The organism is Aeromonas sp. PS2Canimalfood6, from assembly GCF_048276795.1.
Classification (GTDB): domain Bacteria; phylum Pseudomonadota; class Gammaproteobacteria; order Enterobacterales; family Aeromonadaceae; genus Aeromonas; species Aeromonas caviae.
On record NZ_JBLUXC010000002.1, the window covers coordinates 25,224 to 39,793 of the forward strand.

Annotated in this window: 12 protein-coding genes and 1 riboswitch; of the genes, 6 read left to right on the forward strand and 6 right to left on the reverse strand. The window is 63.5% G+C overall.

What is annotated here, in order from left to right; translation table 11 throughout:
- The first annotated feature begins 245 nt into the window (after window positions 1–245).
- Window positions 246–854, forward strand: a complete 609-nt coding sequence (locus ACNPAA_RS01105) for a YitT family protein (protein WP_417891515.1) — start codon at window positions 246–248, stop codon at window positions 852–854.
- Between the two features lie 213 nt (window positions 855–1,067).
- Here ACNPAA_RS01105 and ACNPAA_RS01110 read toward each other — a convergent pair whose 3' ends face one another.
- From ACNPAA_RS01110 to ACNPAA_RS01120, 3 genes are read right to left on the reverse strand one after another with little or no spacing between them, the layout of a single operon-like run.
- On the reverse strand, window positions 1,068–1,859 hold the full coding sequence (locus tag ACNPAA_RS01110) for a heme ABC transporter ATP-binding protein (RefSeq protein ID WP_417891516.1): 792 nt from the start codon (window positions 1,857–1,859) through the stop codon (window positions 1,068–1,070).
- A gap of 15 nt (window positions 1,860–1,874) precedes the next feature.
- Window positions 1,875–2,906, reverse strand: coding sequence for a FecCD family ABC transporter permease (locus tag ACNPAA_RS01115; protein WP_039040072.1), 1,032 nt, complete (start codon window positions 2,904–2,906; stop codon window positions 1,875–1,877).
- A complete protein-coding gene (locus ACNPAA_RS01120) occupies window positions 2,903–3,748 on the reverse strand; it encodes a heme/hemin ABC transporter substrate-binding protein (protein WP_041211182.1) in 846 nt (281 codons plus the stop codon). The genes ACNPAA_RS01115 and ACNPAA_RS01120 overlap by 4 nt, the downstream gene beginning before the upstream one ends.
- A gap of 167 nt (window positions 3,749–3,915) precedes the next feature.
- Here ACNPAA_RS01120 and hutX point away from each other — a divergent pair, with 167 nt between their 5' ends.
- Both hutX and hutZ read left to right on the forward strand, forming a co-directional pair.
- Window positions 3,916–4,428 (forward strand): heme utilization cystosolic carrier protein HutX, encoded by a 513-nt coding sequence (hutX, locus tag ACNPAA_RS01125; protein WP_171865063.1) that lies wholly within the window; start codon window positions 3,916–3,918, stop codon window positions 4,426–4,428.
- Window positions 4,425–4,982: a heme utilization protein HutZ gene (hutZ, locus tag ACNPAA_RS01130; protein WP_010673228.1), complete on the forward strand. Its 558-nt coding sequence runs from the start codon at window positions 4,425–4,427 to the stop codon at window positions 4,980–4,982. Before hutX ends, hutZ begins: the two co-directional genes overlap by 4 nt.
- A gap of 65 nt (window positions 4,983–5,047) precedes the next feature.
- Here hutZ and ACNPAA_RS01135 read toward each other — a convergent pair whose 3' ends face one another.
- The 3 genes from ACNPAA_RS01135 to ACNPAA_RS01145 are packed head-to-tail and all read right to left on the reverse strand — an operon-like array spanning window position 5,048 to window position 7,029.
- On the reverse strand, window positions 5,048–5,455 hold the full coding sequence (locus tag ACNPAA_RS01135; RefSeq protein WP_041211184.1) for a hypothetical protein: 408 nt from the start codon (window positions 5,453–5,455) through the stop codon (window positions 5,048–5,050).
- A 39-nt stretch (window positions 5,456–5,494) separates the two neighbouring features.
- Complete coding sequence (locus ACNPAA_RS01140) at window positions 5,495–6,046, reverse strand: cysteine hydrolase family protein (RefSeq protein ID WP_039040040.1); 552 nt, start codon at window positions 6,044–6,046, stop codon at window positions 5,495–5,497.
- A gap of 14 nt (window positions 6,047–6,060) precedes the next feature.
- Complete coding sequence (locus ACNPAA_RS01145; RefSeq protein WP_113978651.1) at window positions 6,061–7,029, reverse strand: ChaN family lipoprotein; 969 nt, start codon at window positions 7,027–7,029, stop codon at window positions 6,061–6,063.
- A gap of 196 nt (window positions 7,030–7,225) precedes the next feature.
- Here ACNPAA_RS01145 and ACNPAA_RS01150 point away from each other — a divergent pair, with 196 nt between their 5' ends.
- The 3 genes from ACNPAA_RS01150 to ACNPAA_RS01160 all read left to right on the forward strand — a co-directional run bounded on the left by ACNPAA_RS01150 (window position 7,226) and on the right by ACNPAA_RS01160 (window position 14,248).
- Window positions 7,226–9,319, forward strand: coding sequence for a TonB-dependent hemoglobin/transferrin/lactoferrin family receptor (locus ACNPAA_RS01150; RefSeq protein WP_417891517.1), 2,094 nt, complete (start codon window positions 7,226–7,228; stop codon window positions 9,317–9,319).
- Window positions 9,320–9,580: 261 nt separating this feature from the next.
- Window positions 9,581–10,723: a 3-phenylpropionate MFS transporter gene (locus ACNPAA_RS01155; RefSeq protein ID WP_010673233.1), complete on the forward strand. Its 1,143-nt coding sequence runs from the start codon at window positions 9,581–9,583 to the stop codon at window positions 10,721–10,723.
- Window positions 10,724–10,786: 63 nt separating this feature from the next.
- Entirely contained in the window at window positions 10,787–14,248 is a 3,462-nt protein-coding gene (locus tag ACNPAA_RS01160) for a PAS domain-containing hybrid sensor histidine kinase/response regulator (RefSeq protein ID WP_319882886.1), read from the forward strand.
- Window positions 14,249–14,449: 201 nt separating this feature from the next.
- Window positions 14,450–14,536, forward strand: a riboswitch (cyclic di-GMP riboswitch).
- Window positions 14,537–14,570: the final 34 nt, after the last annotated feature.

The following is a 14,570-nucleotide window of genomic DNA, read 5'->3' on the forward strand; positions in this document are numbered from 1 at the left end:
TTCGCTGCCGCGAGCAGCGGGAACCGTCCGCTTTTTCAGGCTGCTGTCAGTTTTCGGGGGAGCGTTATTTTGGTGCAAGGGTTGTAACGCCATGCTGACGCGCACCATTTTGGCGCATATCGTCGCGTACTTGTGATCCGGCTCACTGAAATCGGACACTGTGTCCATAACGAAGCCCCGGTACAAGGGGCTCGCGCCTCCACCAGGGGCATAGACACTCTTTCACTTCGCTATGGACATAGGTTATGGACAACAAACCCCGCTCGGTGCATCCGCTCTATGAGGATGTGCTCGCCCTGCTGACCGCGGCAGGCTTCGTCTCCCTCGGCATCTTCCTGTTTCACCAGGTCGGCCTGCTCACCGGCGGCACCGCCGGGCTGGCGCTGCTGTTGCAGCAGCTGACGGGGCTGAGCTTCGGCCTGCTGTTCTTCTGCATGAACCTGCCTTTCTATGCCCTGGCCTGGCTCAGAATGGGGCCGCGCTTCACCCTCAATACCTTTGCCGCCGTGGCCACTGTCTCCTTCATGACGGATCACCTCAACGCCGTGCTGCAAATCGGCAAGATCGAACCCGTCTATGCGGCGCTGATCGGCGGCACCCTGATCGGCATGGGGCTGCTCATCATGTTCCGCCACAAGGCGAGCCTGGGGGGCTTCAACATCCTGGCGCTCTTCATTCAGGACAGATGGGGTGTGCGGGCAGGCAAGCTGCAAATGGGGCTGGATTGCGCCATCGTGGTTGCCTCATTCTTCGTGGTCTCTCCCTGGCTGCTGGTACTCTCCGTGGTGGCCGCCATCATCTGTAACCTGGTGTTGACACTCAATCACAAGCCGGGCCGCTACCAGATCGCCTGACCAATCCCGCAGACAAAAACAAACAGAGCGCCCGAGGGCGCTCTGTTTGTTTCTGAATCTCACCAATATGCAGGCCAATCACACCACCATGGGCTGTTCCATGTCGGGGTGGTGGATGGCTGGTACGGGATGGTCGTGGACTGAGAGGGCGATGCGCCCGCCATCACACCGCCATGGCGGACTGCCCCGTCTCGGGATGGTGGATGAACGGCATCACACCACCATGGGTTGTCCGGTCTCGGGGTGGTGGATCACCTCGGCCGGGTAGTCGTAGAGGCGCGCGATGAGCGCCGGGGTCAGTACCTCGCCTGCGCTGCCGTCAGCCATCAGCCTGCCCTGCTCCAGCATCACCAGCCTATCGGCGTAGCGGGCTGCGAGATTGAGGTCGTGCAACACCACCAGCACGGCGGTGTTGCGACCGGCCAGCGCCCGGGCCATGGTGAGCAGCTGGTGCTGGTACTTGAGGTCGAGGGCCGAGGTGGGTTCGTCGAGCAGCAGCAGCCGCGCCTGCTGCGGTTCGTCCGGGGCCTGCCAGATCTGGGCCAGCACCCGGGCGAACTGCACCCGCTGGCGCTCCCCGCCGGAGAGGCCGGGGTAGAGGCGGCCCGTCAGGTGATCCACCCCGGCGTGGGTCATGGCGGCGCGGACTATCTCGTCGCGCCGGCTGGCAGGCTCGCTGTGGGGCAGCCGGCCCATGGCCACCACCTCTTCGCACAGGAAGGGGAAGCTCAAGGAGGAGCTTTGCGGCAGCACGCCGACCCGGTGGGCCAGAGCGTTGTCGGCCCACCCCCTGCGGGTCTGGCCGAACAGGTGGATCTCCCCTTCATGTTCCAGCTCGCCGGTCAGGCACTTGAGCAGTGAGCTTTTGCCCGCCCCGTTGGGGCCGAGCAGGGCGGTCAGGCTGCCGGCATGCAGGTCGAGATCCAGGCTGTCCAGGATAAGCCGGTTGCCACGACTGAGGCGAAGACCCCGGCAACTGAGCAGGGGGGAGGGGTATCCGGGCAAGGTGGCGATCTCCTGTTACAGGGTTCGTCGGCTCTTGACCAAGAGCCAGATGAAGAAAGGGGCACCCAGCAGGGCGGTGATGATGCCGACCGGCAGCTCGGCCGGAGCGAGCAGGGTACGCGCCAGCATGTCGGCCCCCAGCAGCAGGCCAGCCCCCAGCAGGGCAGACAGCGGGAGCAGGCGGACATGGTTGGGACCGGCCAGCAGCCGTACCAGATGGGGAACCACCAGACCGACAAAGCCGATCATGCCGGCCACGGCCACCGCCACGCCGACACCAGCAGCGGTGAGCAGGATGAGGCGACGCTTCAGCGTCTGCACGTTCACCCCCAGATGCCGTGCCTCTCCCTCTCCCAGCAGCAGGGCGTTGAGGGGATTGGCATCGCGCATGAACAGCAGCAGCAAAGCGGCCAGGGTCAGCAGCGCCAGCGTCACATCGACCGGCTTGCCTGCCGCCAGGGAGCCCATCTGCCACAGACTCAGGTTGCGCAGCATCTGATCGTCCGCGAGATAGGTGAGCAGTCCGATGACGGCACCGGAGAGCGCCGTGATGGCCACCCCGGCCAGCAGCATCACGGTGACCGAGGTGCCCCCTTCCCGGGTACCCAGCAGATAGACGAGGGTGGTGGTGAGGGCTCCGCCGAGAAAGGCGAGCAGGGGCAGCAACCCCAGGCCGAGCAGGCTCTGCAGGTGCGAGCCCAGCGGAGCGAGCAGCACGATGGCCAGGGCCGCGCCGAGTGCCGCCCCGCCCGACACCCCTATGATGCCGGGGTCTGCCAGGGGGTTGCGAAACAGTCCCTGCATGACGGCGCCGCAGAGGCCGAGAATGCCCCCCACGGCGATGCAGAGCAGGGTTCGTGGCAGACGGATCTCCTGCACGATCAATAATTTGTGAGCCTCAATCCCGCTCTGTGGTCCGGCAAACAGGGCGCGCAGGCTCTCGCCAAGGGAGAGGGACATGGGGCCGGTCGCGAGGGACCCGACCAGCAGCAACGCCAGCGCGCAGCCGGTCAGGGCGAGCAGCCAGGGCAGAGGCAGGCGCATCAGGAACCCTGCTTGATCCACTGGGCGATCTGGTTCGCCTGTTGCAGGGAACGAAGGCTGAGGCCCCCTTGCAGGGCATGTCCGTCGATGGCGTGGATGGCCTTGTTCTTGCCTGCCGGGGTGGCTGACAGGGCGGGCACCTGGCTCAGGACGGCGTCGGGATCCTGATACTGCTGCCAGTCGCGGCCGCTCACCAACACCAGATCCGGTTGCAGCTCGATGAGGGATTCGGTGGAAACGGGCTTGTAGTCGTGGAGCCCAGCCACCGGATTGACGCCGCCCGCCAGGGTGACGAGGGCGCTGGCGGTGGTGTTGCCGCCAGCGATGCTGGTGGGCTGACCCTTGTGCAGCAGCAGGAAGGCGACCTTGAGGGGCTTGTTCTGCTTCGCCTGCGCCGCCAGGGTGTCGCTCTGGGCGGCAATTTGCTCCTTGAGCTTGCTCCCTGCCGTCTGGTCACCCAGGAGATGGGCCAGGGTGTCGATACGCTCGTTGAGGTTGGCCAGCGTAGGGGCTGTGGCCATGACCTCGACCTTGACGTTGGCACGGCGCAACTGATCAAGCGTGCTGTTCGGGCCCATCTCGTCGCTGCCGACCACCAGGGTCGGAGAGAGGCTCAGGATCCCTTCGGCGGCGAGGGCGCGGTGATAGCCGACCTTGGGCACGCCTCTGGGCTCCGGACTGCTGACATCGGTGGCGACCAGGCTCTGCTCGCCCCCCAGCGCCAGGATGAGTTCCGTGGTGGCCGGGCCTATGCTGACGATACGCTCCACCGCCATGACGGATGGGGAAGAGAGGGAAAGGGCACAGCCGAGCAGGCTGAATGCGAGGGCAAAACGACGGCCCATGCGAACCTCCGAAGGGTGAATGAAATAAGGTTGCCGCCGAGAATATCAAGTCGCCCACCAAAATGCACTGAGAATGAAAGCGATTATCAATTGCGTTACTTGGGGCGCTTTATTACAGTATCCGTCGCGACACCGAGCACCATCGCCAGATCATCCAGGGAGAACCGATGAGCATTGCACAACGCATTCAGGCGCTGCTGGAGCAAGACCCCAGTGCCCACCCGTCCACTATTGCCACCGAGCTGGCCGTCAGCGAGTGGGAGGTGGTACGCCATCTGCCTGCCGCCCTGATGACGTCAGTGCCGGCCGGGGAGGCCGAAGCCCTGCTGGCGGACCTGTCCAGCTGGGGTCAGGTGACCACCATCGTCGAATCCGATGGCTCCATCTTCGAGGTGAAGGCTCCCTTCCCCAAGGGCAAGAACGCGCGCGGCTACTACAACCTGATGGGGCGGGACGGGGAGCTGCACGGCCACCTCAAGCTCGACAACGTGGCGGGCATCGCCCTGGTCAGCAAGCTCTTCATGGGCAAGGAGGGGCACTCCTTCCAGTTCTTCGGCCACAGTGGCCGCTGCATTTTCAAGATCTACCTGGGCCGGGACGAGCAGCGTCATCTGCTGCCTGAGCAGGTGGAGCGTTTCATGGCCCTGCGCCGTCAGTATCAAGAGGAAGTGAAAGCATGAGTGAACGTCAGGAGCGCCTGCAAAACCGCCTGCAACCGGAGATCCGCGAGTTCCGCGACGGTTGCCGTACCCTGCAGCTCGCCACTGTGGATGGCGAAGGCAACCCCAATGCCAGCTATGCCCCCTTCGTGCTGCAGGAAGATGGATACTATGTGCTCATCTCCGAGATAGCTCGCCACGCCCGCAACCTGCAACAGGTGCCCAAGGTATCGCTGATGCTGATCGAGGACGAAACCGGTGCCCGCGAGCTGTTTGCCCGCAAGCGTCTGACCTTCGATGCGGTCGCCGAGGTGGTGGCCCGCGACGACGCACGCTGGGAGAAGGCCGTTGCGGCGCTGGAAGGGCGCTTCGGCGAGATAGTCAAAGGGCTCTCCAACCTCAAGGACTTCGTGCTGTTTAGGCTCAAGCCCGAGCAGGGACTGTTCGTCAAGGGATTCGGTCAGGCGTTCCGTGTCTCCGGCGACGAACTGGTGGACTTCGTTCACCTGGTGGAAGGGCACAAACGCATCGACAATGGCGCCGAGCTGACCAGCCCGGCGGATGAACCCGTTTGAGGGAACAATTAGCGAGATGAGAAAACGGGCAGCCTGGGCTGCCCATTTTGTTGTTATGTCCCGGGTTACTCTTGCCAGCCTGCCTGGTTGGGGAAGGCATCGCGATCGGCCTGGGTGGCGCTCTCGTTGCATTCCCCGCGGATCTTCCAGGAGGTCTGGCTGAGGACGATATAGCCGCTTCGGCAATACTTGCGCGTGGCCAGCATCTGGGTGAGCTGCTCGTCCTGCAGGGCTTCCCGGCGTTCCAGCAGGCTCTTGTCGCGGCGGCTCAGCCGGTTGTCATCTCCCTCCTGCAACCGGGTGGGCAGGACGTCGAGAGGGGCGGCCTCGAAGGTGAAGCGCTTGCTCCCGTCGTCGCTGATATGGGTGTGGAACAGGGGGGCCGGGCCATCGGGTGCTGCCCCCGGCAAGCCGGAGCAGGCGGTGAGCGCCGGTAACAGCAGCGTGAGGGCAACGGCAGAGAGTAGACGCACACAAGACTCCAATCGGGTGTTCACATCAGGACGGGCAGCTTAACACGCCCGCTCGGGTTGAATGGTGGCCAGCAGCTCATCCGTCGTGAGCAGGGTCACGCTTCTGCCTTGAGGCAGGCTCAGATGCCGCCACATGAAGTGGTGGTGCTGGATGATCTGCTCCGCACTCAGGTGCGGCCTGTCCGCCGTGGTATGGGCGTCGGTCACCGCAAAGGCGTCAAAGCCCCTGGCGGCGGCGCTGCGCAACGTGGTATCGACGCAAAAGTCGGTGGCACAGCCGCAGATGAGCAGTCTGTCTACCGACTGCTCTGCCAGCAGGAAGCCGAGCTCGGTGTCGAGGAAGCTGTCACAGGCGGTCTTGCGCACCCGGCTGTCGTGGGGAGACGGGGCCAGATCGGCGTGCAGTTGCCAGCCCGCACTGCCAGGTTCCAGCTCGGAACCCGGTTCGTCGTGTTGCACATAGATGACCCGTCCGTGTTGGCCCCGCACGCGATCGGCCAGACGATTGATGTTGGCGATGACCTGGGCATCCTGATGGCGGGGGTTATCGAACAACCCCTGTTGCATGTCGATGACGAGTAACACATCCATATGAAATCCTTGGGCTATTTTGAGGGTTGCAACCATTGGCTGCAGTCACGGCTTCGGGATTGATGCAGTGCGCCCATATCTTGCTTCATTTCCTTTGCATTTAGCCAGCGTTCCGGCAGGGGAGCGATGTGGACCCTGACGTCTGCGTCTCTCCCGGGGGCTGTCTCGTCACTGGTTTGCGGCACGATGAGTGCCACCTTGAGTGCCGGATTGCGGCTGGCGATGCGACTGGCGATCCCGAGTCCCCCCTCCACGTGGAAGTTGCCTGCGATATGCATGATGCGCCTGCCGGGATGCTTGCCCAGATAATCCACCATGCTTTCGGCCATGGTGTCGTCCCAGCTGGTCTGGGCGGCGAAGCGACGGGCGTTGCCGTCCGCATCCCCATGGTGCATGGAAGCCATGAACTTCTGGCGGTAGCCGTCATCCCCCAGAGTCAGCTCGCGGGCAAGCTGGCTGCGGCGATTGGCCGGCAGTTTGTCGAGCCAGGCCGGTCCCTCCTGACCGACGCAGCTCACCAGGGGTTTGGGGGCATTGGCGGCGATCACTGGCAGGTGCTGCGCCTTGGCAAACTCCACCAGAGGGCGGTAATCACTCTGGTAGTTGGGCCAGGCATGGCCATCTCGAATGAGGGCCGATTCGCCGATGCGTCCGGCCAGGTAGGCATCCAGCACCGGCTGATCGGCGCGGCTGAACTGCTCCATGGAGAGTACCAGGGCCCGGCCATCGGCTTGCGACATCTCGTCAAGCCCCGCCAGCAGACGTGCCTGCAACAGATGGATGGCCGGGTGAGTGTGAAGCTCCCCCACCAGCACGATGTCGGCATCCGCCACCCGCGCCACCGCCTGCTCGAAGGTCAACGCCTGCCCCTGGGCCGTATCGAGCCGTGCGTCATAGAGGGTCTCGGGTGGGGTGTTCTGCGACGTGGTGGCGCAGGCGGCCAGCAGCAGGGGCAGGGCGAGTAGGGGGAGTCGTCGGATCATGGTTACTCACTCAAGAAACAGAGGATGGGAAAAGGCTGCACCATGGGATGGCGGCATGGCGAGCGAAAAAGTGGCGCCAGTGTAAGGGGGAATGACGACAAAGTGAAATGAGAATGATTCACTTTATTATTGATCTTTGTCTCTGGCGGGGTAATATGCCTTCCGATTGATAATAATTCTCAATAAGGACTTTGCAGTGGCGCACAACAACACCCCCTCCCTGATAGCCCTCGCCGTGGCGGCAGGGCTGATCTCCCCCGCTTTCGCCGCAGACAAGAAAGCCGATGAAGTCATGGTCGTCAGCGGCTCCCGGATGGAACAGAAGCTGGAAGATGTTTCCGGTCCCATCGCCGTCATTACCTCGGAGCAGATTGAAGAGCAGGTCGTCAGCAACGTCGCCGATCTGTTTCGCTATGAGCCTGGGGTGAGCGTGCAGGGAGGCGCAGGAGATGCCCAGACCTTCACCATTCGCGGCATGAGCGAAAACCGGGTCAAGGTGGTGCAGGACGGTGTGCGCCAGAACGATGCCTACAAGAATGGCGGCGTGGGTCAGACCTACTTCGACACCGACATGATCAAGCAGGTGGAAGTGGCCAAAGGGCCGGCCTCCGCCGCTTACGGTTCCGATGCTCTGGGAGGCGTCATTGCCATCACCACCAAGGATGCTGGCGACTTCCTCAAGGGCCGCGACAGCTATCTGGATGCGACCACGGGTTATGCCTCCAGCAGCCACCAGAGAATGGCCGGCATCACGGGGGCGCTGCGCACCGGGGAAGTCGAGAACCTGCTGCGCTACACCTGGCGCGATGGCGGTGTCACCCAGAATTATGACGGCGACAAGAACGAGTTCGACATCGTCAGCCAGGCCGTGCTGTTCAAGAGCAAGTGGAATCTCTCCGATGATCAGTTCCTGAAACTGACGGTGGATTACTTCACCGAGGGGCAGGATCCGGATGCCATCGATCTGACCAAGGCGGGCTCCGTCTTCAACCAGCCCATTACCGACAAGGAGACCGACAACCTCTCCCTGGTACTGGATCATGGCCTCGCCCTGAACGCCCTCTGGGCGGATCGCGTGGACAGCAAGATCTACTACAGCCGCGCCAAGCAGACCCTGGATCAGTACGCTTCGTCCAAGTATCCGGTCATACCGGGCAACCCCTATGTGACCAAGAACTCCCTGGATCACAACGGTTTCGAGCAGGAGAGCCTGGGCGCCCAGGTGAAGTTCAACAAGGCGCTCGCCAGCCAGCGTCTGGCCTGGGGCCTGGAATACGAGCACACCGACAACGAGCGCACCCGCTTCAAGGGGCCGACCGTTCCGGGTGACTTCGTCGGCTACAACGAGCTGAGCTTCCCCTCCACCACCAGCGAGCGCAGTGCGCTCTGGGCCTTTGACGAGATCAAGTTCGGCGAGCGCTGGGTGCTGACCCCGGGCGTGCGTTACGACTACTACAAGATGACCCCGGACGAGGATCCCGCCTACACGGGCGAGAACATGAAGAAGATCTCCGAAGGGGAGTTCTCTCCCAAGCTGGGGCTGGTGTTCAAGGCGCACGAGGCGGCGAACCTGTTCGCCCAGTACAGCCACGGCTTCAAGGCGCCCATGTATGACAACGCCTTCTCCACCCTGAACCACCAGGCGTATGGCTATCGCATCGAGCCCAACCCGAACCTCAAGCCAGAGAGCAGCGACGGCATCGATCTGGGGGTGCGCGGCAGCCGTGGCGGGTTCAGCTATGAAGTGGCCACCTTCTACAACAAGTTCGACGACTTCATCGAACTGACGGCCGTGGGCACCGAAGGCCGTACCGCCCTCTATCAGTACCAGAACCTGGACAAGGCGACCACCAAGGGGGCCGAGGCCAAGGCGGACTACTGGTTGAACGAGCTGGTCAACGTCTGGGGCAACCTGGCCTACATCGAGGGCAAGGATGGCGAGGGCAACTACATCAACAGCCTGAGCCCCCTGAACGGCAGCGTCGGAGTGCGTCTGGAGCAGCCGAACTGGAACATCAACACCGCATTGCGCTTTGCCGACGACATGGACAAGGTGGGCAAGGATGCGCGAGGCAACGACAACATCAAGAGCGCAGGCTGGGGCGTGGTGGATCTCTATGCCCAGTTCAAGCCGGTGCAGGACCTGCAGCTCAACGTGGGGGTGTTCAACCTGTTTGACAAGGAGTACGTGAGCTACGAGAGCATCACCGGCCTTGCCGCCACCGCAGATACCAGCAAGCAGACCAAGCCTGGCCGCAACCTCAGTGCACGGGTCAAGTACGTGTTCTGATGGTCGTGGACCAGCATGAAGGAAAAGGGGCCCTCAGGCCCCTTTTGTCATGAAGGTCGGCGTCTGCAAAAAAGAAACCCGCCAGGGGCGGGTGGAAGGATTGCAACACTCATCAGGAAGCGGTGTTACCCAATAGACAGGGGGATGTGACAAAGGTTCAACTTTATTGATAATTATGGTTTTTATCTGTCATGCCGCCTGGGGATCCCCGCCCCGAAATCGGTTATCATTTGTGCCCCTTGTCATGCAGCCCGAGCCTCTATGCCCGCGTTCTCCTGGTTAGCCCTGTTTTTTGGCGCCTTCTACTTCGTTTATGGCGCCTACCTGCCGTTCTGGTCGCTCTGGCTGGAAGGCATCGGGGTGAGTACTGAACAGATAGGGCTGTTGCTGGGGGTGGGCATGGCCATCCGTTTTGCCGGCAACCTGATGGTGATGGGGCGAGTCAAGGGTGCCGGCCAGTTGCTGCCCGTCACCCGGCTGCTCTGTCTGCTGAGTCTGCTGGCCTTCCTCGGTTTCTATCTGGGCCACAGCCTCTGGTGGCTGGTGGTGCTGACCCTGGCGGCCAACTTCATCTACCCGACCCTGATGCCCATGGGAGAGGCGCTTGCCACCCGCATGGTGGTTCAGACCCACCTCGACTACGGCAAGGTGCGGCTGTGCGGCTCCTTTGCCTTTATCGTCGCCTCCACCCTGGTGGGGGCCCTGGTGGGCAACTTTGGCAGCGACTGGGTGCTGCACACCATGGTGGCCGGGCTGCTGATCATGCTGGGGCTCAGCCTGCTGCCGCTGCGACCCGCCCCTAGGGAGCTGCAAGGGGAGCGGGCCAAGGCCTCGCTGCTCGTCACGCTCAGGTCGGCCCCGGTGCGCCGCTTCCTGCTCATCACCGCCCTGCTGCAGGGGAGCCACGCGGCCTACTACGGTTTCAGCGCCATCTACTGGAAGAGCGCCGGCTACAGCGGCACCCTGATCGGGTATCTCTGGGCTCTGGGAGTGGTGGCGGAGATCGCCATGTTCGCCGCGGACAAGCGCTTCCTCCAGCGCTTCGGCGCCCAGACCCTGTTTCTGGTGGGGGCCCTTGGCTGCGTGGTGCGCTGGGTGCTGCTCGGCAGTTCTACCGACCTGGCGGTGCTGGTGCTCGGCCAGCTGCTGCACGGGGTCACCTTCTGCGTCAGTCACCTTGGCGCCATCCGCTTCATGACCCGCCAGTTGCCCGCGGAGCAGCAGATCCCCACCCAGGCGCTCTATGCGGCGCTCGGCCTCGGCATGACGGTGGCGGCCCTGATGGCGATCTGCGGCGTGCTGTTCGAGCCGCTGGGAGGCGGCATCTTCTTTATCATGGTGCTGGTAGTGCTGCCGGTCTTCGTGTTGCGGCTGCGTGAAGAGAGCCCTGAACAGGGCCGATGACACAGGTCTGCCGGTCTCTGGCGCGGCAGGCCTCCGACTTATCTGGAAAAGGGAAGTAGAGAGATGCACCAAGGATGGCTGCTGATCGGGTTGTCGCTCGCCTATCTGGGCTTGCTGTTCCTCATCGCCTATGTGGCGGACAAGAACAAGCGCCGTCGCCCCAAGGGGCAGCCTCTGCTCTACAGCCTGTCGCTGGCGGTCTATTGCACCTCCTGGACCTTCTTCGGCACCGTGGGCCAGGCCAGCGAATCCCCCTGGTCGCCGGTGCCCATCTACCTGGGCCCCATGCTGGTGTTCCTGTTTGGCTGGCGCCTGCTGGCCCGCCTCATCCTGGTGGCCAAGCGCGAGCACATCACCTCCATCGCCGATTTCATTGCCGCTCGTTATGGCAAGTCCCAGCGCCTGGCCATGGTGATCAGCCTCATTGCCGTCATGGGGATACTTCCCTATCTGGTGCTGCAGCTCAAGGCGATCGTCACCGGGCTCGATCTGCTGATGGCCAACAGCACGGGGGTCAGCCCCACCAGCAACATGGCGGAGCTGGCGCTGGGGGTCACCCTGCTGCTGGCCCTGTTCAGCATTCTGTTCGGCACCCGCAACCTGGATGCCACCGAGCACCACAGGGGCATGGTGGTGGCCATCGCCTTCGAGTCCGTGGTCAAGCTGCTCGCCTTCATGGCGGTGGGAGGCTTTGCGCTCTGGCTCATCATCGCCAGACCGAGCGAGGCGCGTACCCTGGTGGCGGGCGACTTCCTCGATGCGGTGGTGGCGGTGACGCCGGGCGGCCTGCTGGAGCTCGCCATCTACACCCTGATCGCCATGTGCGCCGTCATCTGCCTGCCGCGCCAGTTTCACGTGACCGTGGTGGAGAACAACCAGGGACAGGATCTGCACTGGGCCCGCTGGATCTTCCCCCTCTATCTCTTCCTGATGGGGCTCTTCATCTGGCCGCTGGCGCTGGCAGGCAAGCAGTGGGTCGGGGCAGACATGGCCTCGGACACCTATGTGATAAGCCTCCCCATGTCCCTCGGATTCGACGGCATGGCGATGCTGGCATTTCTCGGCGGCACCTCGGCGGCCACCGGCATGGTGATCGTCTGCACCATCGCTCTGGCCATCATGGTCAGCAACGATCTGGTGTTGCCGGTCCTGCTGCGCCGGGTCTGGCAACAGGGGCGGGACGAGCGCCTGATGCGGTTGCTGCTGCAGGTGCGTCGGGGCGCCATCTTGCTGATTTTGCTGGCGGCCTGGGCGCTCTATCTCTGGCTCGGGGATCTCACCAGTCTGTCGCGCATCGGCTATCTCTCGTTCGGGGCCGTGGCCCAGTTCGCACCGGCCCTGCTGCTCGGCCTGTACTGGCGTCATGGCAATCGCAAGGGCGTCTATCTCGGGCTCGCCCTCGGGGTCAGCCTCTGGTTCGTGACCCTGCTGGCGGAGAGCGGACTGCTGGCAGGCTCCCCTCTCGAAGCCCTGCTGGCGCCCCCAGACTGGCCGGCGGTGCGGGATCTGAGCCTGGGGGCCTGGTGCCTCTTCCTGAGTCTTCTGCTCAATCTGGTCGGCTATGTGGCGGGCTCCCTGCTGTCACGGGCGGCGGTGAGCGAACGGCTGCAGGCAGCCAACTTCGTCGGCAAGACGAGCCGGGACACCTCGGCGCTTTATCATGCGCGGGTCTCGGTGAAGGAGCTGGAGATGCTGGCGGCCCGCTTCGTCGGTTCCAGCCGCGTCAAGCGGGCCTTCGGTCGCTTCGCCGGCGAGCGGGGAGGCACCCTGGCGCCCCAGATGCAGGCCTCCGCCGAGCTCATCGCCCACACGGAGCGACTGCTGGCGGGGGTATTCGGTACCTCGTCCGCCCGCCTGGTGCTGGCCTCTGCCCTGCAGGGACGCAACATGCAGCTCGAGGAGATCGCCACCATAGTGGACGAGGCCTCCGACATGTTCCGCTTCAACCGCGGCCTGTTGCAGGGGGCAATCGAACACATGGGGCAGGGGATCTCCGTGGTGGACAGGGAGCTCAGGCTGGTGGCCTGGAACCGACGCTACATCGAGCTATTCTCCTATCCCCCCGGTCTCATTCAGGTGGGCCGTTCCATCGAGGAGATCATCCGCTACAACGCTGGACAGGGGTTGTGCGGCCAGGGAGACATCGAGGCCCAGGTAGCGCGGCGGGTTGCCTTCATGAAGCGTGGCAGCCCCCATGTCTCGGCGCGGGAGCGTCCCGATGGCCGGGTCATCGAGATGCAGGGCAACCCCATGCCTGCGGGGGGCTTTGTCATGACCTTCACCGACATCACCCCGTTCAGGGCGGCGGAGCGGGTGCTGCGGGAAGCGAACGAGCACCTGGAGGCGCGGGTGGCCGAGCGCACCCACGAGCTCTCCGAACTCAACCGCCAACTGCTGCTGGTAAACCAGCAGGTGGAGCGGGCCAACCAGTCCAAGAGCCGGTTCCTTGCGGCGGTGAGCCACGACCTGACCCAGCCGCTGAACGCGGCCAAGCTCTTTACCTCCTCCTTGCTGGAGATGCTGCCCCCGGAGGACGAACCGGCTCGCATCGCTCGCCACATCGACGACGCCCTGGGGGCGACCGAGGATCTCATCACGGATCTGCTGGACATCTCGCGCCTCGAGGCGGGCAAGTTCAAGGCGAAGAAGCTCGATTTCGCCCTGAGCGATGTGCTGGACAATCTCAAGGCGGAATTCGGCGTGCTGGCCCAGGCCGGTGGGATCCAGTTCTCCGTGGTGGAGAGCCGCCTTGCGGTCTACAGCGATGTGCGCTTGCTGCGGCGGGTGTTGCAGAACTTCCTCACCAACGCATTTCGCTACAACCCCGGCGGTCGGGTGCTGCTCGGCTGTCGCCGCATGGGGGAGAAGGTGCGCATCGAGGTGTGGGATAACGGCCCCGGCATCCCGGAGGGCAAGCAGGAGGCGATCTTCGACGAGTTTTCCCGCCTCGATCACTCCCGCACCGCCAGGGAGCAGGGGCTTGGCCTCGGGCTCGCCATTGCCCGCGGCATCTCGCTGGTGCTGGGTCATCAGCTCTCCCTGCGCAGCTGGCCCGGAGCGGGGTCCGTTTTTGCCATCACCCTGAACCTCGCGACCCGGCCCGTCATCCCCAGCCAGGTGACGACCCCGGCCCTGCGGGACAGCCAGCTGGAAGGGGTCAGGATCCTCTGCATCGACAACGAGGAGGATATCCTCATCGCCATGGCCTCGCTGCTGGGACGCTGGGGCTGCGAGGTGCGCTGTGCCCAGAGCCAGGAGCAGGCGGAAGAGATCATCGGCGGCGGCTTCCTGCCTGCGCTGGTGCTGTCGGATTATCACCTGGATGACGGCAAGACCGGGTTGCAGGCGCTGCACATGATCAGGCTGGCCCACGGCAACGGTATCGGCGGCATCATCATCAGTGCGGATCGCAAGAGCGAGTTGCAGGCACAGATCCGTGAGCACGGCTTTGGCTACGTGAGCAAACCGGTCAAACCTCTCAAGCTGCGCGCCCTGATGAACAGCCTGCTGATGCCGGTTCAGTGACTGGTCTCACAGAATCGAGCATTGGCTGAACATTTTTTTGATGCCATCCAGGCGCCATGATCGACGATGATGATGCCTATTTCGTCGCCATTTTCCGGATTTGGTGATAATTGAGTCTTGTTGGGTGTCACTTTTGGCAGGTGGCACCCGGGCGACTCTCCTCTATAGTCATTCGGCGATTATTTTTGTCGCAAATCAAGTTGTGCAAAAAGGCAAACCGGATGAAAGTCCGGGACGCAAAGCTTCCGGTCTAAGGGTCTGCGTACCTAGGATAGCGGGGCCACCACAGGTTGTATCGTCCATGGGCCAAGCCATGGTTGCG